Here is a 19,363-nt window from a genome sequence, read left to right as displayed (position 1 = left end):
CCCGACCGCCGCCTCCCCGTGCCCGACCGGCACGCCCCACCCCGCGCACGTGAGTCGAAGGAGACGCATCGATGAGCACCACCGCCGCCCCCCGGAGCCGCCGCTCCGGCATCCGCGGGCACGAGGCCCGCTACGGCTGGCTCTTCACCCTCCCGGCGATCGTCGTGATCGGCGTGTTCCTCGTCGTCCCGATCGGCCTCGCCCTCTGGGTCAGCGTCAGCAACTGGAACGGGCTCGGCTCGCCCCTCGGGCCGACCGCGCAGTTCGTCGGAGCCGACAACTACCGCGCGGTGCTCACCGACTCCGGCCTGGCGCAGAAGGACTTCGGCACCGCGATCCGCAACAACGTCTACTACGTGCTGCTCGTGGTGCCGCTGCAGACCGCGCTCGCGCTCTTCCTCGCCGTGCAGGTGAACCGGCGGATCCTGCGGGGCCGGGGCTTCTTCCGCACCGCCTTCTACTTCCCCTCCGTCACCTCCTCGATCGCGATCACCGTGATCTTCCTGTTCCTCTTCTCCGCCTCCGGCGTCGTCAACGCGGTGCTCGGCTGGTTCGGCGCCGACGGGCCGACCTGGATGGCCGACCCGACCGGCGTCCTGCACTCGCTCCTGGGCGCCGTCGGCGTCGACGGCTCCGGGCCGCTGGCCGCGGGCGCCCCGCTCGGCCTCACCTGGTGGGACTGGCTGTCCGGCCCGTCCGTCGCGATGTGCGTGCTGATCACGATGGCGATCTTCACCACCTCGGGCACGTTCATGCTGCTGTTCCTCGCGGCGCTGCAGAACATCGGCGCCGAGATCGACGAGGCGGCGCTCATGGACGGCGCCGGCCCGCTCCGGAAGTTCTTCTCGGTCACCCTGCCGATGCTCAAGCCCACGCTCTTCACCGTGCTGACCCTCGGACTGATCGGCACCTGGCAGGTGTTCGACCAGATCTACCTCACCGGAGGAGGGGCGCCGGGCAAGACGCTGCTCACCCCGGCGTACCTCGCCTACGAGTCCTCGTTCACGGACCTCCGCTGGGGTCAGGGCGCCGCGATCGCCTTCATCCTCTTCTTCATCATCGTCGTGCTGACGCTCCTGCAGCGGGCGCTCCTCCGCGAGAAGGGGGAGCCGCGCCGGCGCCCCCGCCGCGCCGCCCGCGCCGACGCCGCGACGACCCTCACCACGGGAGGCATCCGATGAGCACGCTGACCGAGCCCGGCACCCGCGCCCCTGAGAGCCCCGAGCCCGCCGCGCCGGTCCCGCACCGCCGCATCCGCCTCGGCGCCCGCGGCCGCGCGTCGCTGATCGGCGGCTACCTGCTGCTGATCGCGCTGGCGCTGGTGTACATCTACCCGTTCCTGATCTCGGTCGCCTCGTCGTTCAAGTCGGACGCCGACGCCACCGCGAACCCGCTGTCGCTGCTGCCCGCGACCTGGTCGTTCGCCTCCTACGAGCGTCTGTTCACCGACGTGCCGCTGCCGCTGTGGACGCTCAACTCGGTGATCGTCACCGTGTTCGTCACGGTCGGCCGGGTCTTCTTCGACTCGTTGGCCGGCTACGCGCTGTCGCGGCTGCGCTTCCGCGGACGGGGCCTGCTGTTCGCGCTGTTCATCGGAGTGATGAGCGTGCCCGCGGTGGTGCTGCTGATCCCGCGGTTCCTGATCCTCAAGCAGCTCGGCCTCTACGACAGCTACGCAGGGATGATCGTCCCGCTGATCGTGGACGCGGCGGGGATCTTCATCATGAAGCAGTTCTTCGACTCGATCCCGCTCTCCATCGAGGAGGCCGCGCGGATCGACGGGGCCGGAGTGTTCCGGACCTTCCGCTCGATCGTGGTGCCGATGGCGCGTCCGGCGATCGTGACGCTGTTCATCCTGTCGTTCCAGGGCTCGTGGAACGAGTTCTCGCACTTCGTGGTGTCTCGGCAGTCGCCGGAGCTCAACACGCTGACGACCGGAGTCGCGTCGCTCGTGTCGGGGCAGCTGGGCACCGGCAACCAGTACCCGCTGCAGCTCGCGGCCGCGGTGCTGATGTCGATCCCGGTGGCCGTGCTGTTCTTCGTCTTCCAGCGGCGGATCATGAACACGACCGAGGGCGCGGAGAAGGGCTGACGCGGGGGCTCCGGAGAAGCGTCTCCGGATCATGCTGAGCGAGCATCGCGCGCGGGTGGCCGACTCGTGCCGATCGAGCAGCGCACAGGCCGCGGCCGACGCAAGCTGATCGAGCAGCGCACAGGGCGCGTATCGAGATCCGTGTCCGTGTGACGAGTCTCGATACGCCCCTGCGGGGCTGCTCGATCAGCATGCGCGGAGCGCCGCCGCTACTTCGCGAGGAACTCCAGGACGACGCGGTTCCACTCCTCCGGGTGGCTCACGGTCACTCCGTGCGGGGCGCCGTGGACGACGTGCAGCTCGGAGCCGGGGATCGCCGCGTGGGTGCGGGCGCCGGAGCCCTCGAACGGAACCGTGCCGTCGCCGTCGCCGTGGATGACGAGCGCGGGCACCGACACGTTCGGCAGGTCCTCGCGGAAGTCGGTGGTCGCGAACGCCGTCATGCAGGCGAGCGCGGCGTGCTTGGCCGACTGCTTCGCTAGGGCGATCGCCTCCTGGCGCTGCTCCTCCGTCACCTTCAGCACGCCGTCGACCGAGAAGAAGTCGGTGGTGAACTGGTCGTAGAAGTCGTCCTCGCTCTTCGTGAGGCCCGCGGTCATCTGCGCGGCCTGCGCCTTCTCGAGCGGGCCGTCCGGGTTGTCGTCCGTCTTCATCAGGTACGGCGGGACGGCCGAGGCGAAGACGACGCTGTGCAGGCGCTCGGCGCCGTGCTTCGTGAAGTAGCGGGCGACCTCGCCGCCGCCCATCGAGAAGCCGACCAGGGTGACGTCCTGCAGGTCGAGCTCGGTGAGGAGGGTGTGCAGGTCCTCGGTGAGCGTGTCGTAGCTGTAGCCGGTGAGCGGCTTGTCGCTGCGCCCGAAGCCGCGGCGGTCGTAGGTGACGACGCGGTAGCCGGCCTCGGCGAACGCGGGGACCTGCTCCTTCCACGACTCGCCCGAGAGGGGCCAGCCGTGGATGAGGACCACGGGGCGGCCCGATCCGCCGGTGTCGTCGACGTGCAGGTCCGTGTCCTTGAAGAGTCCGTGGTGGGCGGTGATCTCGGCCATGGCGAGTGCTCCTTCCGGCGCCGACGATCGGCGTCACTTGATGTTCGAGGACGTCCCTGCGAGCGGATGGCCGGGGCGGGGAGGGTTGACAGCTCCCGTCACTCCGCGACGATGGCCGCGGCGAGGCCCCGCAGCGCGGTGTGCAGCCCGGGGCTCATGGGCAGCCCGGCGTCGAGCACGGCGTTCGCGGCGGCGACCAGCACCGGTGCCGCGAGGGAGGAGACCACGGTGAGGCCGACGGGCGGATCCGTGTCGCCCGAGGGCCGCACGACCAGGACGAGCCGGGAGCTGTGAGCGCTCGTGCTGATCGTCGCTCCCGATCGGGCGGGCAGCACCGCGAGGGTGCCGCGGCCGACGAACTCGCGCTCCTCCCGGCTGGCGACGGTGAACGCGCCCTCGAGCGGGAGCAGGAGCACCACCGACCCCGGGTCGGCGCGGGGGCTCGGGCGGAAGTCGATCGTGCCGGCCGTGTGCCAGATCCGCCGCAGGAGCACGCCCTCGGCGGCGGCCTCCTGACCGGTGACGGCGAAAGCGGGGTCGGGCCCGGCCTCGGCGTGGCGGGCCCGCAGCCAGTGCCGGGCGGAGTCGCCGCGGAGGGGCATCGGGCGGATCAGCGGATCGGACACGGCGGCTCCCGAGGAACGCGGACCTGAATCGGCCGAGACAGTGAGGAACCATCATCCTAGGAGCGGCGGGAGGCGTGGTCTCCGGAGTGGCGCGTCCTCACATGCCGATGCCGCCCCGGCCGCGCTGAGCGCGACGCCGGAGCGGCATCCGAAGGGTGGTGCGGACTACTGGAATCCGCCGCCACGGTCCTCCGGGTCCTCGATCGGGTCGGAGTCGGGAGTGTCGATCGAGTAGGTCACGTGGACCGCCTCGCCGACCTCCTTCGCGGAGACGGCGTTGTAGACGAGGTGCGTCTCCTGGCCGTCGACGGCGGCGTAGACGTCGACCTCCTTCTCGTAGCCCCCCTCGGTGCTGACGCGGTTCTCGGTCTGGCCGTCGAACGGCCCGCCCTGGAAGAAGGCGAGGTAGCTCTCGCCCTCGGCGAGTGCGCGGATGTCGTTGCTCATGCCCCCAGGTCTACCACTCGGCGCCTTCCCGCCGCTCGGCCTTGCGCTCGGCGGGCGGAGGAGGGCCGGGAGCGGCGGCGGCCGTGCCGCGAGGTGGCACTGCTCGACGGGATCTCTCCGCACGCGCCGTCAGGGCACGAGCCGCTGCGTGATCGAGGCGGTCGGCCCGCTCAGCGCGATCTCTGCGAGCGCGCCGTCGACCAGGGGCATCTGCGGCGGCTGGTGCCCGGTGTCGACGTCGAGGATCACCGGCACGCCGAGGTCGCCGAGAGCGCGCTGCACCGCGTCCTCCTGGCTCAGCTCGGGCAGGGAGGCGCCCTCGGTCCGGCCGATCAGGACGCCGGTCGCCTGCTCGAACCAGCCCGCGAGGCGGAGGGAGGTGAGCATCCGGAGCACCGAGACGGAGTCGGACCCGGCCGCCTCCAGGTAGACGACGCTGCCCTCCGGCGCGTGCCGGCGAGCGAAGCCCGGAACATCGCCGTAGGGCGTGCCCGCGAGCAGGGACACCCTCTCGACGCATCCGCCGATCAAGCGGCCGCGCCGACTCGGTTCGGCGGGCTACGACGTCCGCCTCCGGCCGCACGCCCTGAGTGCTCGCCATCCGACGACGCTAACGCCGCTCGCGGCGACCGGCTTCGGATGCCCGGTCCGGCGAGTACCTCCGCGCCCCTCCTGCCCCGAATTGTCGGCCGGCCGCCGAGCGCGATCGCGAGGAGGGTCAGCGCGAGTGCCGCGCCGCCCACCCACTCGCGCGCAGCGCCGCCCGCCGGGAAGAAAGATGGGGCCAGGAGGCGCACCGGAACGTGACGTCCCGGTCTCGCGCAGGCGTCTCGGTTCCGCTGCTGCCGGCGGCGATCAGCGCCACGCGGCGCCCTCAGCTCGTGAGGCGGCCGATCTCGTCCTCGGAGAGGAGGCGGTCGGAGTAGAGCACGATGCGAGCCGCGGGATCGGGGCTGTGCGCGTCGGGGCCCGCCCACCTCCGTTCGAGACCGAGTCGAGCGACCGTGCGGTGCGATCGCTCGTTCCGTTCCGCGACGACCGCGGTCACGGGGAGCTCGGGTCGGAGCCGCCGCGCCCGCGCGATGCCTGCGGAGGCGACCTCCTGGGCGTACCCCCTGCCCCAGTGGTCCGGATGGACGGTGAACGCGACGTTCCAGGCCGTGTCGGTGAGGAGGGTGCATCCGCCGATCCCGATCGCACCGTCCGCGCCGCCCTCGGGACTCCGCAGCCGGACGACCCAGCTGCTGAGGTCGTCCCGTTCCCACTGCGCCGTCCGGCGGGCGAGCACCGCCCGGGTCTGCTCGACGGAGCCGTGTCGGAGGAGGGGGTCGCCCGCCGCGATCCGCTCGTCGGAGTACAGCCGCCACAGCTCGTCCAGATCGCTCTCGGCGGGACGGAACAGCCGGAGCCGCTCGGTCGTCTCGTCGGGGCGATCACCGGCGCCGATGCTGCTGCCGCTCGCTCGAGGGGGGACTCGCGACCACCGGCGCGGTCGCTGAGGGGTGAGGCGAGCGCGGTGACCGCGCCTGGACGTCCACCTGCTCAGCCCGTGATCAGGCCGGTGAGGCGGTCGGCGGCGGCTCCGACGGTCGAGACCGCGCTGACCGTGACGAGGCACGCGACGCCCCAGAACCAGGTGCGACCGGGTGCCCCGGCGCTGCGCCGCTCGAAGGCGAGCCACCAGGCGCCGACCACCGAGACGCACGCCGCGACCACCGAGCCGAGCGCCATGCGGACGTACTCCTCGGGACCGGGGGAGGACCAGGCCGTGGTCGCGAGGACGATGAGCAGCGGGACCACGATCATCCCCAGTGCGCCGAGCAGCACCGCGTGGAGGTGACTGCGGGGAGGGGCCCCGGCCGTCGTCGTCGCGGTCCGCGTCCGTGTCGTGTCCATGCCGCGTCCCCCGTCGCCGCGGTCCGGTCCGCGCTGCCCCGACGCTATCCGCTCGCCGTCCCGCCGTCACCCCGCACCTCCGAGCGGGCCGCGTGCCCGGTGGCGTCAGCCACGCCGCCCGCGCCGCCCCGGCCGAACGCCGAGAACGTAGGATGTCCGGGATGACGATCGGACGCCGCCTCTTCCTCTCGGGAGCCGCCACGGGAGTCGGGCTCCTGGCTCTCGCGGGCTGCACGCCGTCGCGTCCGACGCCGACCCGCTCCGTCACGAAGGCCCCCGTGCCCACGCCGAGCACCACCGCCGTCCCCGCGCCGGCCGCCTTCGTGCGCTCCGCCTGGGCCGAGGATCCGTACGCGCTCGGCTCCGTCTCCTACCTGCCCGTCGGCGCGACGCCGCAGCACCGCACCGACCTGGGCACCGCGGTCCTCGACCGCGTCTTCCTCGCGGGCGAGGCCACCGACACGGAGGCGCCCGGCACACTCCAGGGCGCCTGGAGCTCCGGGGTCCGCGCGGCCGCCGAGATCAGCGCCGTCGCCGACGAGGGCGAGCGGATCGCGATCGTCGGGGCCGGTCTCGCCGGAGCGGTCGCCGCGCGGCGCCTGTCCGACGCGGGCTTCGACGTCACCGTGGTCGAGGCGCGCGAGCGCACCGGCGGCCGCATCGCCACCGCGACTCCGGACGGCTGGCCGATCGCCGTCGAGACCGGAGCCTGGGCCCTCACCGGCGCGGGAGCCGCCCTGCGCGAGAGCATCGCGGACGCGGGCGTCGTCACGACCGCGGTCGACCTCGCCGACGTCCGCTCGAGCGACGCCGACGGCGCGGCTCTCGACACCGGCACCACGGGTGCCGACGCCCTGACCCGTGCTCTCGAGTGGGGAGCGGAGCAGCCGGAGGACCTGGCGCTCGCCGAGTCGTTCGCCGGCTCCGGAGCGCCCGATCCCGCCGAGGCCGAGCCGGGCTCCGGCGACGGCGACGCCGCCCGCGTGGCGGCGCACCTCGCCGGGACGACCGCGCTGCGCACCGGCGCCGCTCCCGAGGAGCTCTCCTCCTGGTACGGACTGGGCGACGCCTCCGCCGCCACGACCGCGGAGGAGCTGAGCGACGACTCCGGCGACGCGCTGCTGACCGACGGGCTCGCGCCCCTGGTCGACACGCTGCTCGCCGACGTCGAGGTCTCGCTGCGCGCCGTGGTGAGCGGGATCGGCTACACGGACACCGGGGTCAGCATCCGGCTGGGCACCGGCGAGTCGTTCACAGCCGACCGGGTGCTGGTCACCGTGCCGATCGGGGTGCTCCAGACGGACGCGATCGCCTTCGACCCGCCGCTCCCGTTCGCGCAGCGCGCGGCCGTCGCGGCCCTCGGCTCCGGCGTCGTCGAGACGCTGTGGCTGCGCTTCGACGAGGCGTTCTGGGAGGCCGACGCCCCCGCGCGCTGGTCGCTCGTCGGCTCCGAGGCGGGCATCACCGAGTGGCTCAATCTTCAGCCGTCGACCGGCGAGGCGGTGCTCGTCGGGCTGGTCGGAGCGGATCAGGCCCTCTCGCTGCAGGACCTCAGCGACGACGAGCTGGTCACCCTCGCGCAGACGGCGCTCGAGCCGTTCGCCGTCGTCCCCGGCTGACGAGCTCGCGGAGCCGCGCCAGCGGCCCTTGCCACTCCGACGCGTGCGCCGCCCCGAGCGGCCGCACCCGGCTGAGCGCGAGGACGAACGCGGCGATGCCGGAGATCAGGCTCAGCACGATCACGTCGTAGAGCACGAACATCACGGGGCCGTCGACCTGGCCGGGGTCGAGGAAGAAGTACGGGTACCAGCCGATGAGGGCCCCGCGGACCAGGGTGATGACGCCCCAGACGATCGGGAAGCCGAGCACCGTCAGCGCCCCGCGCCAGGCGACCGGGTGGCGGCCGGGTCCGAGGATCCAGTCGAGGATCGCGAGCGTGGGGATCACGAAGTGCAGGAGCGCGCTCGACCAGGGCACGTCGACCCGCACGCCGCGGTTGTTGGCCTCGACCGCGATCAGCCCGAAGACGATCCCCGACACGACCATGTAGGTGAGCACGAGCGCCCGCACCGTGCTGAGCCAGCGCGGCTCTCGCTCGCGCGCGAGGGCGACCAGGCCGGACAGGCCCAGCACCACGACCCCGGCCATGTTCGACTGCGTCGTGAAGTAGGCGAAGAAGTTGTCGATCTGGAACGCGCGGAAGCCCAGGGTGTAGAAGAAGTCGCCGACGAGTCCGACCGCGCCCAGCCCGGCGAGGGCCAGGCGGAGGATCGCGAACGCCTTCCGCACACCCGCTCCGATCCGTCGCCGCTGGGCCCGGAGGGCCGGACTTCCGGACGATTCTACGGTCGCCGCGCTCGGAGCTCCCCGAGCGCGCGGCTCCGCCGGACGGGGGAGGCGGGCCCCGCGGAGGCGATCTAGCGTGGAGGAATGGTGCGCGCACAGGACGGGAAGGGTTCGGGTCGGATGTCGACGGAGGAGGCGTCCCGGCGCTGGAACGCGGTCACGGGTCCGCTGTTCCTCGCGGCGGGAGCGGTCTTCGCGGTCCTCGGGAATCCGGTCTGGCCGGTGTTCCTCGTCCTGGGGATCACGTTCCTCGGGCTGACCACCGGCCCCGGGAGGCCGACGAGTCGGAGCGGAGCGCAGGAGCCGGACCGCGATCGGTGACGCGCGCTTCGCGACGCGGACACTCGCCGGTCGCGTCGCCGGGATAGCGTGCGTGTCATGCCCTTCACGCCGAGCCACGCCGTCGTCGCGCTCGCGTTCTCGAACGGCCGGATCCCCGCCGCGGCCGTGGCCATCGGCGCGATGGTCCCGGACATCGGCATGTACCTCCCGATCGCCGTCGCCCGCGAGTCCACCCACTCCCTCCTCGGCGTCGTCACCGTCGACCTGCTGCTCGGAATGCTCGGCCTCGCGCTGTGGAGCGCGGTCGTCGCTCCGGCCTGGCGCGACCTCGCGCCCGCGCTGGTCCGCTCGCGCCTGCGTCCCCGGCGCTCGCCGCCCCGCGGGGCCGCCGCATGGATCCGCGTGCTCGTCTTCGCGGCCGCCGGCATCGCGATCGGAGCCGCCAGCCACGTGATGTGGGACGGCTTCACCCACCGGGGCGGCCTCTTCGTCTCGGCGATCCCGCTGCTGCAGCAGGAGCTCGGGCCCTTCCCCGGCTTCCGATGGGCGCAGTACGCGAGCGGCGTGCTCGGGCTGCTCGGGCTCGGGATCGGAGCGGTGGTCTGGTACGTCGGCCGCCGTCCCCGGAAGCTCCGCTCCGACGGCCGGCAACCGGTGCGCATCGCGGCCGCGGCCGTGGTGCTCGCGGCCGCGGTGGTTCCCGCCGGGATCGTGCTGGCGGGGGCGGGCATCGATCCGCTCGACGCCGCCTACCGGGCGCACGTGGTGCGGGCGGCGATCCTGCTCGTGGGAGGCGGTGCGGCGGCCGCCGTCGCCGTCGCGGCGGTCTGGTGGCTCACCGGCCGAGGGGTGCGCGGGGCCGTCGTCTGAGACGGCGGAGGACGAGCCTGTCGTCTCAAGGGAGCACGGGCATCCGTCGCGAGGAGGATGCGCCGGTGCATAGCCCACCGATAGCGTCGGACACGGCCCGTTGGGGCGGGCCGCCTTCGGGGGAAGGCACTAAGGGGAAATCGGGGGCTCGCGGCACACGCCGCGGGCCCTCTACCCGTTTCCGGGCCCCCGCCGGCTCGGAGCTCCCGCCGCCTCAGCGCCGCTTCGAGCGCGGCCGGTTCTGCGCGGCCGGGCGCTGCGGGATGCGCGGGGCGCCCTCGCCGGCGGCACCCTGGGGGAGCGAGGACGCGGGCGGGATCGGGCGGCGGGTCACCGGGCGCACCGGCTCGCCGCGGCGCGTCTGGCCGGGGATCGGCCGCGAGCGGCGTCCGTAGATCAGCTCGGACGAGTCCAGCAGCCACGGCACCAGCGCCACCGTCACTCCGTGCACCAGCAGGAGCTTCTGGCGGATCCGCCGCGACTTGTGGTTGTGGAGGAACGCCTCCCACCAGTGCCCGACGATGTACTGCGGCATGTAGACCGTCGTGATCTCGGAGCCGTGCTCGAGGCGGTGGGCCTTGATGTACTTGATCAGCGGGTACGAGATGTCGCGGTAGGGAGAGGCCACGCAGCGCAGCGGCACCTCGATGTCCATCTGCGCCCAGTCGGCCTTGAGCTGCGCGGTCTGCGCGTCGTCGATGGAGGAGTGCACCGCCTCCAGCGTCTCGTGCCGCGCCGCGATGGCGTAGTCGAGCGCCTTCAGCGTGGGCTTGTTCATCCGGCCCACCAGCACGATCGCATGGTCGCCGTTGGCGCCGAAGGTCGTGGTCGGGTCGACCTCGATCTCCTTCTCGACGTCGCGGTAGTAGCGGTAGACGCCGGCCATCAGGACACCGAGGATCGGCATCACCAGGTAGACGAGCCAGGCGCCGTGGGTGAACTTCGTGATCGTGACGACGACGAGCACTGCGAACGTCAGCGTCGCGCCGAACAGGTTGATGGCCAGGCTCGTGTAGACGGTGCGCGAGCCCTCGCCGTTGCGGATCATCCGCACCCAGTGCTTGACCATGCCCGACTGCCCGAGCGTGAACGAGACGAAGACGCCGATGATGTACAGCTGCACGAGGCTCGTGAGCGAGGCCTGGTAGACGAGCAGGATGATCGCGGCGACGAGCGCCAGGATGATCACTCCGTTGGAGTAGATGAGGCGGTCGCCGCGGGTGTTCAGCGACTTGGGCGCGTAGCCGTCGCGGGCCAGCACGGAGCCCAGCAGCGGGAAGCCGTTGAACGCGGTGTTCGCCGCGAGGAGCAGGACGGCGGCCGTCGCGGCCTGGATGATGAAGAACAGGATCGTGTTGTTGCCGAACGTGGCGGCGGCGACCTGCGCGATCACGGAGCGCTGCGGGGTCGTGGCGCAGTCGGCGAAGCCCACCAGATGGCAGGCGTTCTCGGCGTAGTGCACGTTCGAGAGCAGGGCGAGGGCGGTCAGGCCGACGAAGAGCACGATCGCGATCGTGCCCATCGCGACGAGGGTGCGCTGGGCGTTCTTGACCTTCGGGGCGCGGAACGCGGGCACACCGTTCGAGATGGCCTCGACACCCGTGAGCGCCGCGCAGCCGCTCGCGAAGGAGCGCAGCAGCAGGAGGACGACGGCCGCCTGCGTGAGCTGCTCGCCCTGCACGGTGAAGCCCGCCGACTCCGCGACCGGGGTGTCGCCGAAGGCGGTGCGGACCAGGCCGACGACGACCATCACGAAGACGCTCGCGACGAAGAGGTACGTCGGGACGGCGAAGGCGCGGCTCGACTCCGAGACGCCGCGGAGGTTCACGGCCGCCAGCAGCACGACGAAGAGGATCGCCAGCTCGACCCGCAGCGGCGCCAGCTCGGGCACCGCGGAGATGATGTTGTCGACTCCGGAGGCGACCGACACGGCCACGGTGAGCACGTAGTCCACGAGGAGGGCGGCGGCGACCGTGAGGCCCGCCGTCTCGCCCAGATTGGTGCGAGCGACCTCGTAGTCGCCGCCGCCGGACGGGTACGCCCGGATCAGCTGGCGGTAGCTCAGCACCACCACGACGAGGAGGACGACCACGCACGCGGCCACCCAGGGGGCGAAGGTGAGGAAGGAGAGTCCGCCGAGCAGCAGGATCATCAGCAGCTCCTGCGGCGCGTAGGCCACGGAGGAGAGCGGGTCGCTGGCGAAGATGGGGAGCGCGAGCCGCTTCTGCAGCAGCTGTCCCTCGAGCTTGTCGCTGGGGAGCGGCTCGCCGATGAAGAAGTGCTTGGCGGTGCGCAGCTCGGTCGCGTCGGCCGATGATCCGTCCGCGGCGGACGGGGGGCCCTCGTGTGTCACGAGCGATGACATTACTCCGTGCGAGGGGGCAGTCAAGACGGCCGGGAGCGGGCCGAGCGGAGGCTGATCTCGCGCTGTGACCGGGAGTTTCCCGGTGCGGCGGGGAGCGACGGCCGGCGTCCTCGCGGCCGGCGCCCCGAGCGGGGGGTCAGCGGCCGTCGCGGGTCGCGGCTCCGATCAGGCCGGTGAGGCTGTCGCGGAGCGCGGTGAGCTCCTCGAGGGGGACGTCGAGCCGCTCCACGATCTGCGGAGGAACCTGCAGGGCCTGCTCGCGGAGGGCCGCTCCGGAGGGGGTCAGCGCGACGTCGAGGCGGCGCTCGTCGTCGCTGCTCCGGGCCCGCGTGACGTGGCCGCTCGCCTCCAGGCGCTTCACGAGCGGGCTGAGCGTGGCCGGCTCGAGGCGGAGGGCGGAGCCGAGGTCGGCGAGCGAGCGAGGGCTGCGCTCCCAGAGCGCGAGCATCACGAGGTACTGCGGGTGCGTGAGTCCGAGCGGTTCGAGCACGGGGCGGTACAGCCCGATGACGGTGCGCGCCGCGACGGCGAGGGAGAAGCAGACCTGGTTCTGGAGGGCGAGCGGGTCGGGTTCCACGGCGTCATCCTCTCATCGTGCCCTGATGGTTAGTACACTAAGGATATGACGCGGAAGAAGACCGACTCCCTCTACCAGCGCTTCAACGCGCGGCTGTTCCCCTGGATCGGCCCGCCGCCGCTCGGCCCGTACGACCAGCCCGAGCAGGAGGCGCCGGCGGGGCAGGCGTGCCCGCTCTGCGGCCGGCCGATGTCCGAGCACGTCATCGACCGCTCCGGTCCGCGCACCCAGCTGTACTGCCCGAGCGACCCCTCCTGAGTCGCACGCCCCCGTTCGGGGGTCGGGGGCTTCGGGCGGCGGGGGCGGATGATGAGCGCATGTCCCGTCTGAGCCCCACCGCCGCCCGCGTCGTCCAGTACAGCCGTTTCGGCGACGCGGACGTCCTCGAGATCGCCGAGGTCGAGCGGCCGAAGCCCGGGGCGGGCGAGGTGCTGGTCGAGGTGCTCTCCGCCGGGGTGAACCACATGGAGGCGTTCATCCGGCAGGGCCAGTTCGACTCCGACCACTCCGCGGCCTTCCCGATGCGCCAGGGCACCGACTTCTCGGGCGTCGTCGTCGCCCTCGGCGAGGGCGTCACCGACATCAAGCTCCGCAGCGACGTGGTCGGCCACGCGCTCGTCGGCTCCCACGCGACCCACGTCGTGGTGCCGCGCCGCAACCTCGTCGCCAAGCCCGCCTCCGTGAGCTGGGAGGTCGGCGGCGCGCTGTTCCTCGCCGGAGTGACCGCGTGGCGCGCGCTGGAGGCCACGCATGTGGGACCCGACGACACCGTCCTCGTCTCCGCGGCGGCCGGAGGAGTCGGCAGTCTCGAGATCCAGCTGGCGAAGCTCCGCGGCGCGACGGTGATCGGCACCTGCGGCGAGCGCAACTTCGACTACCTCCGCCAGATCGGCGTGAAGCCGGTGGTCTACGGCGACGGGATCGCCGACCGCATCCGGGCCGCGGCGCCCGGCGGGGTCACGGTGTTCCTCGACAACTTCGGCGGGGAGAACGACGCCCTCGCCGACGAGCTCGGCATCGCGGCGGGCCGCTTCCACTCCAGCGACGACCGCAAGGAGATCGAGCTGCGCGCCGTCTGGCCCGACGCCGAGACCGCCCAGCGCGACACCGAGATCCTCGGCGAGCTGGTCGGCCTCGTCGGCGAGCAGAAGCTGCGGGTGCTCGTCTCGGGCTTCTACCCCTTCGACCAGGTGCAGGACGCCTTCGACGACCTCGAGAAGCGGCACTCGCGCGGCAAGATCGTGCTCGGCATGAACCCGGTGGACCCTGCGAAGGTCACCAAGGCGCGCGACATCCACGAGGCCGGCCGCTAGCCGGCGGCTGTCACGTCCGCGGGCGGGTGGCGTCGAGCGCGTCGAAGACCGCGGCGTTGAGGGAGAAGGCCAGACGCGCCTCCGCCACCATCGCGTCGAGAGCGCGCGGAGGCAGGGCCAGCTCGTCGAGCTGGATGCGGTACGCCCGCTTGAAGTGCACGGCGTTCGGGATCGCGTCGAAGCGGAAGAACGCCAGCTGCTCCGCGTCCGCGCCGTAGTGGCGGGTCATCATCGTCGCGATCGCCTGACCGCCCGAGAGGTCGCCGAGGTAGCGCGTGTAGTGGTGGGCGAGGTGCAGCAGTCCGTCGCCGTCGCCGAGGGACTCCAGACGGGCCGCGTAGCGCGCCGTCGCGTCGAGGGGGACGATCGAGGCGGGGTCGACCCCGAGAGCGGCGAGGCCGGAGCGCAGGGCTGCGACGCGGTGCACGGCGGTGTCGTGGAGCAGGGCCGGATCCTCCGGGGCGGGGCGGCGCGACTCCAGCGCCTCGTAGACGGGGAGCAGCTGTCCGAGGTAGCGCGCGAACTCGCGGAGGGAGAGCGTGCCCTGCATCAGCGCCGCGATGTAGCCGCGCGATTCGGCGTGCCTGTGCTCCTCGGAGGTGGCCTCGCGGAGTGCGGCGGCGACTCCCGGAGGCGCTGTCGGGGCGGGCGTGGAGGGGCTGTCGGTCGTCGTGGCTGCGGTCACGGTCGGCTCGTCTCGTCGGGGGCCAGGGCTCGCGGTGGGCGAGCGAGGTTAGGTTAGCATTAGCTAACTTTTCGACCAGCCCCCGCCTCGGGCGCCTCTGAGAAAGGCGACATCGTGCCGCTCCTCCACCGCCGCTCCGCAGGCCTCCTGGCCGCCGCCCTGGTCGCTCTCGGGCTGCTGGGCGGCTGCTCCTCGGCGGAGTCCGCGGTCGACGGCCCGGTCACTCCGCGTCTCGCCGACGTCGCACCGCTCGCCGAGCCGCGCACCGCTACCGGCCCCTCCACGGCCCGGATCCAGGCGGCTCCCGTCGAGCCGATCTCGTCGGGTCCGCAGGCGCTGCCCGCCTCCGTCGTCGACGCGCAGGGCACGGCCGTCACGGTGGCCGACACGTCCCGCATCCTCGCGCTCGACCTGTACGGCTCCACCTCGCGGCTCGTGTTCGAGCTCGGTCTGGGCGACTCCGTCGTCGGCCGCGACCTCTCGAGCGACTTCGCCGAGATCGCCGACCGGCCGATGGTCACCCGCAACGGGCACGACCTCGCCGCTGAGGCGATCCTCGACCTGGCGCCGACCGTGATCATCACCGACACCAGCCTCGGCCCGTGGGACACCGTCCTGCAGATGCGGGACGCCGGCATCCCCGTCGTCGTGGTCGGCGCGGACAGGTCGATCGCGACCATCCCCTCCCTCGTCGGCGAGGTGGCGGCGGCGCTCGGCGTGCCGGAGCGCGGAGCCGAGCTCGCGGCGCGCGTGAGCGCCTCCGTCGACGAGACGATCGCCCGCATCGGCGCGGTCGCCCCGGCCGACCCGGCTCAGCGGCTGCGGATCGCGTTCCTCTACGTGCGCGGCCAGTCCGGCGTCTACTACCTCTTCGGCGAGGGCTCGGGCGCCGACGACCTCGTCCGCTCGCTGGGCGGTGTGGACGTGGCGGAGGAGATCGGCTGGCAGGGGATGCGACCGCTCACCGACGAGGGGCTCGTCGCCGCCGCACCGGATCTCGTCCTGATGATGACCGGCGGCCTCGACTCGGTCGACGGAGTGGACGGACTGCTCCAGCAGGTGCCCGCGCTCGCCCAGACACCAGCCGGGCAGAACCGCCGCATCGTCGACATGGCGGACACCCGCATCCTCAGCTTCGGCCCCGACACCCCGCGCACGCTCGACGCGCTGGCTGTCGCGATCTACGCTCCGGACAGCGCCCGATGACGGCCGTCGCGGGAGCGCCCGCCCCGCGCCTCAGCCGGGTCCCGGTCCTCACGGGCGCCCTGATCCTCGGGCTCGTCGTCGTCGCCGTCGTCTCCGCCGGTCTCGGGCAGCTCCCGATCCCACCCGCGCAGATCCTCGGCTCGGTCGCCCAGCACGTGAACGACGTCCTCGGCGCTCGAGTGCTGCCGGTGCTCGAGACCCCCGCACACGTGAACGGCGACGCGACGCTCTGGGCGATCCGCTTCCCCCGGATCGCGATGGCCGCCGTCGTCGGGGCGGCGCTCGCCGTGGGCGGGGCCGTCATGCAGGGGGTGTTCCGCAATCCGCTGGCCGAGCCCGGCGTCGTCGGAGTCTCCTCCGGAGCCGCTCTCGGCGCGGCCGCGGTGATCGTGACCGGGCTCGACGCGCTGGGGCCGCTGACCGCGCCGGCCGTCGCCTTCGTCGGCGGGCTGATCGCGACCCTCCTGGTGTACCTGACGGCCCGGGCCGGCGGGCGCACCGAGGTGGTCACGCTCGTGCTCACCGGCATCGCGGTGAACGCGGTCGGAGGCGCGGGGATCGCGCTCCTCACCTTCCTCGGCACCACGCAGCAGCGCGAGCAGATCGTGTTCTGGCAGCTCGGGTCCCTCAACGGCACGCGCTGGCAGGACGTGGCGATCGTCCTGCCGATCACCGCGGCAGGCATCGTCGCGGCCGCCCTCCTCTCGCGCCGGCTCGACCTGCTGGCCCTCGGCGAGCGCCAGGCGCAGCACCTCGGGGTGCCGATCGAGCGGACCCGGATCGCCGCGATCGTGGTCGTCGCGGCGCTCACCTCCGCCGCCGTCGCCCTCTGCGGCATCATCGCGTTCGTCGGGCTGGTCGTGCCGCACCTGCTGCGCATGGTCCTCGGGCCGGCGCACTGGGCGCTGATCGGCACGAGCGCCGTGGGAGGGGCGCTGCTGCTGGTCTCCGCCGACGCGGTCGCGCGCACCGCGGTGCCGTACGCCGACCTGCCGATCGGGATGCTCACCGCGCTGGTCGGCGGTCCGTTCTTCTTCTGGCTGCTGCGGCGGGCCCGCGTGCGCTCGGGAGGCTGGGCGTGAGCGCGGAGGAGCGGCTGCGCGCCTCCGGTGCGGGCGTCGCCTACGGCCGCCGTCAGGTGCTCGACCGCATCGATCTGAGGATCCGCCGCGGCGAGTTCGTCGCGCTGGTCGGGCCGAACGGCGCCGGGAAGTCGACCCTCCTCTCGGTGCTCGCGGGGGACTCCGTGCCCGACGCCGGCGAGATCGACCTCGACGGGCGGAGCCTCCGGAGCTACCGCGCGCCCGAGCTCGCTCTGCTGCGCTCCGTGCTGACGCAGTCGAACGAGGTGTCGTTCCCCTTCACGGTCGCCGAGGTGGTCGAGATGGGCCGGTCGCCGAGACGGGGCGCCGACGGTGCGGGTGCGGCCGTCGCGCTGGCCCTCGCGGACGCGGAGGTCGCGACGCTGCGCGACCGGCGGATGCCCGAGCTCTCGGGTGGCGAGCGGGCGCGGGTGGCGTACGCGCGGATGCGCGCGCAGGAGTGCGATCTGGTGCTGCTCGACGAGCCGACGGCCAGTCTCGACATCCGACATCAGGAGCGCCTGCTCGGCCAGGTCCGCTCGCACACGGAGTCGGGCGGCTCGGCCGTCGTCGTGCTGCACGATCTCGGGCTGGCCGCCGCCTACGCCGACCGCGTCGTCGTGCTCGAGGGCGGACGGGTCCGCGCCGACGGGCCGCCCGCGCTCGCCCTGACGACGGAGCTGCTGAGCGACGTCTACCGCTTCCCGATCCGCGTCGACGCCGACGCCGACGGAGTCCTCTCGATCCGGCCGGAGCGTGCGCGGCGCACCGACCGGCCCCCGTCCGACGCCGACACCCGCGCCGCTGCGCCGACAGGAGAGATCCGATGATCCGCACGTTCCGCCCGGCTGCTGCGGCGGGCCCGCACCGTCCGGCCGCTCCGGCCCGCCTCCTCGCCGCCGTGCTGCTCGGGGCGGCGGTCGCCGCCGCTCCGCTCGCCGCCCCCGCGGCCGCCGCCGCCGGCTCCGTGACGATCACCCTCCCGGGCGGTGCGTCCGCTGCCGATCCCGCCGAGGCGACGTCGATCACCGTCGCAGGACGCGGATTCCAGTCGGTCGCGGGGGGCTTCGGCGGGGTGTACGTCCTGTTCGGCTGGGTGTCGGGCGAGGGCTGGGCGCCCAGCAGCGGCGGGCAGGCCGGTGCCGACTACCGGTACGTGCCCGACTCCCAGTCGAAGGACAACGCGGGCTACGAGCGGTTCGTGGCCTTCCCGGGCGGCGAGACGGAGTCGGCGGCGAACGGCGTGCTCGCGGCCGACGGCTCCTTCGTCGTCGACCTGACGATCCCGTCGGCGCGCTTCGAGGCGATGGACCGCTCGGGGGCGCTCACGACCGTCGACTGCCTCGAGGTGCAGTGCGGCGTGATCACCCTCGGCGCGCACGGAGTGAAGAACGCGAGCAACGAGTCGTTCACTCCGGTCTCGTTCGCGGCGCCCGCGGCGGCCCCCGCGGCGGCCCCCGCTGCGGCCCCCGCTGCGGCTGATGCGGGCGCGGGAGCCGCGGGCGCGGCGGTTCCGGGCTCGGAGGAGTCGACCGCGGCCGTCGGCACCGCGCGCGTCGGCTACACCGCCTCCTCGGCGGTCGCGGGGAACGCCCTCTCCTTCACCGGTCAGGGCTTCGCCGCCTCGGAGCAGGTCGTCGCGACCCTCGACGACGGCGTGGTCGGCGTCGGCCCGCTCACCGCCGGCACCCGTGGCGAGGTCGCGGGGGTCCTCCCGCTGCCGGCCGATCTGCGCGGAGGCACTCACCTGCTCACGCTCACGGGCGCCGCCTCGGGAGCGAGCGCGCAGAGCGAGGTGACCGTCGTCGCGGCGGCCGCGCCCGGCGCGCCGAGCGCTCCACCGGCGCAGGAGGTGCCGGTCTGGCTCCCCCTCGCGCTCGGCGCTGCTCTGCTCATCGCGGCGGGGCTGGTGCTCGCGAGTGCCGTCGTGGCGATCGTGCGCGCGGCGCGCCGGCGGCGGACGCGGCGGGGATCGGAGGTGCGGAGCGTGGTGTCCGGTGCGGACCCGGCTCTCGCTGAACCGGTCGACGCGGAACCGGTCGACGCGGCGTCCGCCCCGGCGCCCGTCGCCGCCGCGCCTCCGCTGCTCGACCGCGAGACGGCGGACGCCCGATGAGGCGCCGCCTGGCGGGCCTCGCAGCCGCGGCCGTGCTGGCGCTGGGGCTCGCTCCGGCGGCCGCCGCGACGCCCACCACTCCCGGAGGAGGGACCGAGATCGGCGTGACCGTGCCCGAGGGCGTGACGACCGGAGCCGACGGCCGCATCGCGGACGCCGAGCTCCGCTGGGGACTCAACCGCGAGACCTCCGGCGGCGCCTTCGCCGGCGGCTGCAACTTCCTCAGCGCGGGCACCGCGGGCGATACCGGCGGCTCCCGCGTCTGGGCCGAGGCGGACGGCCTCTACTCGTCGCGGGAGGGGGCCGTCTCGATCGAGAAGGCGACGGTGAAGGAGCCGCTCCAGCGGAGGGTCAGACCCGCTGCCGAGGCCTCGCCCGCGCCGCCGCCGATGACCACCTGGGTCTGGGCGCTCG

Annotated in this window: 22 protein-coding genes; 12 read left to right on the top strand and 10 right to left on the bottom strand. The window is 73.4% G+C overall.

The window, feature by feature from the left end:
• Nucleotides 1–71 precede the first annotated feature (71 nt).
• Together C5C27_RS02885 and C5C27_RS02880 are read left to right on the top strand one after the other, a co-directional pair.
• Nucleotides 72–1,181 (top strand): carbohydrate ABC transporter permease, encoded by a 1,110-nt coding sequence (locus tag C5C27_RS02885; protein ID WP_104238714.1) that lies wholly within the window; start codon nt 72–74, stop codon nt 1,179–1,181.
• The gene (locus C5C27_RS02880; RefSeq protein ID WP_104238713.1) at nt 1,178–2,092 is read left to right on the top strand and encodes a carbohydrate ABC transporter permease; all 915 of its coding nucleotides are present in this window, start codon (nt 1,178–1,180) and stop codon (nt 2,090–2,092) included. The genes C5C27_RS02885 and C5C27_RS02880 overlap by 4 nt, the downstream gene beginning before the upstream one ends.
• Before the next feature lie 209 nt (nt 2,093–2,301).
• On the opposite strand, the gene C5C27_RS02875 is transcribed toward C5C27_RS02880, so the two are convergent.
• The 6 genes from C5C27_RS02875 to C5C27_RS17855 all read right to left on the bottom strand — a co-directional run bounded on the left by C5C27_RS02875 (nt 2,302) and on the right by C5C27_RS17855 (nt 6,107).
• Nucleotides 2,302–3,138, bottom strand: a complete 837-nt coding sequence (locus C5C27_RS02875; RefSeq protein WP_104238712.1) for an alpha/beta fold hydrolase — start codon at nt 3,136–3,138, stop codon at nt 2,302–2,304.
• Nucleotides 3,139–3,236: 98 nt separating this feature from the next.
• Entirely contained in the window at nt 3,237–3,764 is a 528-nt protein-coding gene (locus C5C27_RS02870; RefSeq protein WP_104313562.1) for a hypothetical protein, read from the bottom strand.
• Between the two features lie 165 nt (nt 3,765–3,929).
• The gene (locus tag C5C27_RS02865; protein WP_104223758.1) at nt 3,930–4,211 is read right to left on the bottom strand and encodes an oligoribonuclease; all 282 of its coding nucleotides are present in this window, start codon (nt 4,209–4,211) and stop codon (nt 3,930–3,932) included.
• A gap of 129 nt (nt 4,212–4,340) precedes the next feature.
• Nucleotides 4,341–4,742 carry a hypothetical protein gene (locus C5C27_RS02860; protein ID WP_104313561.1) on the bottom strand — a complete coding sequence of 134 codons (402 nt, stop codon included), beginning with the start codon at nt 4,740–4,742 and terminating at the stop codon, nt 4,341–4,343.
• 343 nt (nt 4,743–5,085) lie between these two features.
• On the bottom strand, nt 5,086–5,829 hold the full coding sequence (locus C5C27_RS02855) for a GNAT family N-acetyltransferase (protein ID WP_181133429.1): 744 nt from the start codon (nt 5,827–5,829) through the stop codon (nt 5,086–5,088).
• Nucleotides 5,754–6,107 carry a hypothetical protein gene (locus tag C5C27_RS17855; protein ID WP_181133428.1) on the bottom strand — a complete coding sequence of 118 codons (354 nt, stop codon included), beginning with the start codon at nt 6,105–6,107 and terminating at the stop codon, nt 5,754–5,756. The genes C5C27_RS02855 and C5C27_RS17855 overlap by 76 nt, the downstream gene beginning before the upstream one ends.
• Nucleotides 6,108–6,268: 161 nt before the next feature.
• On the opposite strand from C5C27_RS17855, the gene C5C27_RS02850 reads away from it, so the two are divergent.
• Entirely contained in the window at nt 6,269–7,726 is a 1,458-nt protein-coding gene (locus tag C5C27_RS02850) for an NAD(P)/FAD-dependent oxidoreductase (RefSeq protein WP_181068386.1), read from the top strand.
• Here C5C27_RS02850 and C5C27_RS02845 read toward each other — a convergent pair.
• Nucleotides 7,677–8,396: a Pr6Pr family membrane protein gene (locus C5C27_RS02845; RefSeq protein ID WP_104313559.1), complete on the bottom strand. Its 720-nt coding sequence runs from the start codon at nt 8,394–8,396 to the stop codon at nt 7,677–7,679. The two genes, C5C27_RS02850 and C5C27_RS02845, sit on opposite strands and share 50 nt — an antisense overlap.
• Before the next feature lie 141 nt (nt 8,397–8,537).
• On the opposite strand from C5C27_RS02845, the gene C5C27_RS02840 reads away from it, so the two are divergent.
• On the top strand, nt 8,538–8,774 hold the full coding sequence (locus C5C27_RS02840; protein ID WP_146079591.1) for a hypothetical protein: 237 nt from the start codon (nt 8,538–8,540) through the stop codon (nt 8,772–8,774).
• A 57-nt stretch (nt 8,775–8,831) separates the two neighbouring features.
• Entirely contained in the window at nt 8,832–9,605 is a 774-nt protein-coding gene (locus C5C27_RS02835) for a DUF4184 family protein (protein WP_104223752.1), read from the top strand.
• A gap of 214 nt (nt 9,606–9,819) precedes the next feature.
• Here C5C27_RS02835 and C5C27_RS02830 read toward each other — a convergent pair whose 3' ends face one another.
• Both C5C27_RS02830 and C5C27_RS02825 read right to left on the bottom strand, forming a co-directional pair.
• Nucleotides 9,820–11,958 carry an APC family permease gene (locus tag C5C27_RS02830; protein WP_374952928.1) on the bottom strand — a complete coding sequence of 713 codons (2,139 nt, stop codon included), beginning with the start codon at nt 11,956–11,958 and terminating at the stop codon, nt 9,820–9,822.
• Nucleotides 11,959–12,106: 148 nt separating this feature from the next.
• Nucleotides 12,107–12,547: a MarR family winged helix-turn-helix transcriptional regulator gene (locus tag C5C27_RS02825; RefSeq protein ID WP_104313557.1), complete on the bottom strand. Its 441-nt coding sequence runs from the start codon at nt 12,545–12,547 to the stop codon at nt 12,107–12,109.
• A 45-nt stretch (nt 12,548–12,592) separates the two neighbouring features.
• Here C5C27_RS02825 and C5C27_RS02820 point away from each other — a divergent pair, with 45 nt between their 5' ends.
• Together C5C27_RS02820 and C5C27_RS02815 are read left to right on the top strand one after the other, a co-directional pair.
• The gene (locus tag C5C27_RS02820; RefSeq protein ID WP_104313556.1) at nt 12,593–12,805 is read left to right on the top strand and encodes a hypothetical protein; all 213 of its coding nucleotides are present in this window, start codon (nt 12,593–12,595) and stop codon (nt 12,803–12,805) included.
• Nucleotides 12,806–12,864: 59 nt separating this feature from the next.
• Nucleotides 12,865–13,860 carry an NADP-dependent oxidoreductase gene (locus C5C27_RS02815; RefSeq protein ID WP_104238704.1) on the top strand — a complete coding sequence of 332 codons (996 nt, stop codon included), beginning with the start codon at nt 12,865–12,867 and terminating at the stop codon, nt 13,858–13,860.
• Between the two features lie 10 nt (nt 13,861–13,870).
• Here C5C27_RS02815 and C5C27_RS02810 read toward each other — a convergent pair whose 3' ends face one another.
• Nucleotides 13,871–14,545: a heme oxygenase (biliverdin-producing) gene (locus tag C5C27_RS02810; RefSeq protein ID WP_104313555.1), complete on the bottom strand. Its 675-nt coding sequence runs from the start codon at nt 14,543–14,545 to the stop codon at nt 13,871–13,873.
• Between the two features lie 114 nt (nt 14,546–14,659).
• On the opposite strand from C5C27_RS02810, the gene C5C27_RS02805 reads away from it, so the two are divergent.
• From C5C27_RS02805 to C5C27_RS02785, 5 genes are all read left to right on the top strand, one after another.
• Nucleotides 14,660–15,751: a hemin ABC transporter substrate-binding protein gene (locus tag C5C27_RS02805; RefSeq protein WP_219812455.1), complete on the top strand. Its 1,092-nt coding sequence runs from the start codon at nt 14,660–14,662 to the stop codon at nt 15,749–15,751.
• Entirely contained in the window at nt 15,748–16,833 is a 1,086-nt protein-coding gene (locus C5C27_RS02800; protein ID WP_104313554.1) for an iron ABC transporter permease, read from the top strand. The genes C5C27_RS02805 and C5C27_RS02800 overlap by 4 nt, the downstream gene beginning before the upstream one ends.
• The gene (locus tag C5C27_RS02795; protein ID WP_104238700.1) at nt 16,830–17,663 is read left to right on the top strand and encodes a heme ABC transporter ATP-binding protein; all 834 of its coding nucleotides are present in this window, start codon (nt 16,830–16,832) and stop codon (nt 17,661–17,663) included. Before C5C27_RS02800 ends, C5C27_RS02795 begins: the two co-directional genes overlap by 4 nt.
• Nucleotides 17,660–18,949, top strand: a complete 1,290-nt coding sequence (locus tag C5C27_RS17850) for a hypothetical protein (protein ID WP_181133427.1) — start codon at nt 17,660–17,662, stop codon at nt 18,947–18,949. The genes C5C27_RS02795 and C5C27_RS17850 overlap by 4 nt, the downstream gene beginning before the upstream one ends.
• Nucleotides 18,946–19,363 (top strand): hypothetical protein (locus C5C27_RS02785; RefSeq protein WP_374955269.1); only part of this gene is annotated, 418 nt, incomplete at its 3' end. The genes C5C27_RS17850 and C5C27_RS02785, both read left to right, overlap by 4 nt.

Source organism: Rathayibacter sp. AY2B7, from assembly GCF_002931635.1.
GTDB lineage: Bacteria > Actinomycetota > Actinomycetes > Actinomycetales > Microbacteriaceae > Rathayibacter.
Note: the sequence above shows the minus strand (reverse complement) of the source record. Positions and strands in the feature narration are given on the sequence as shown.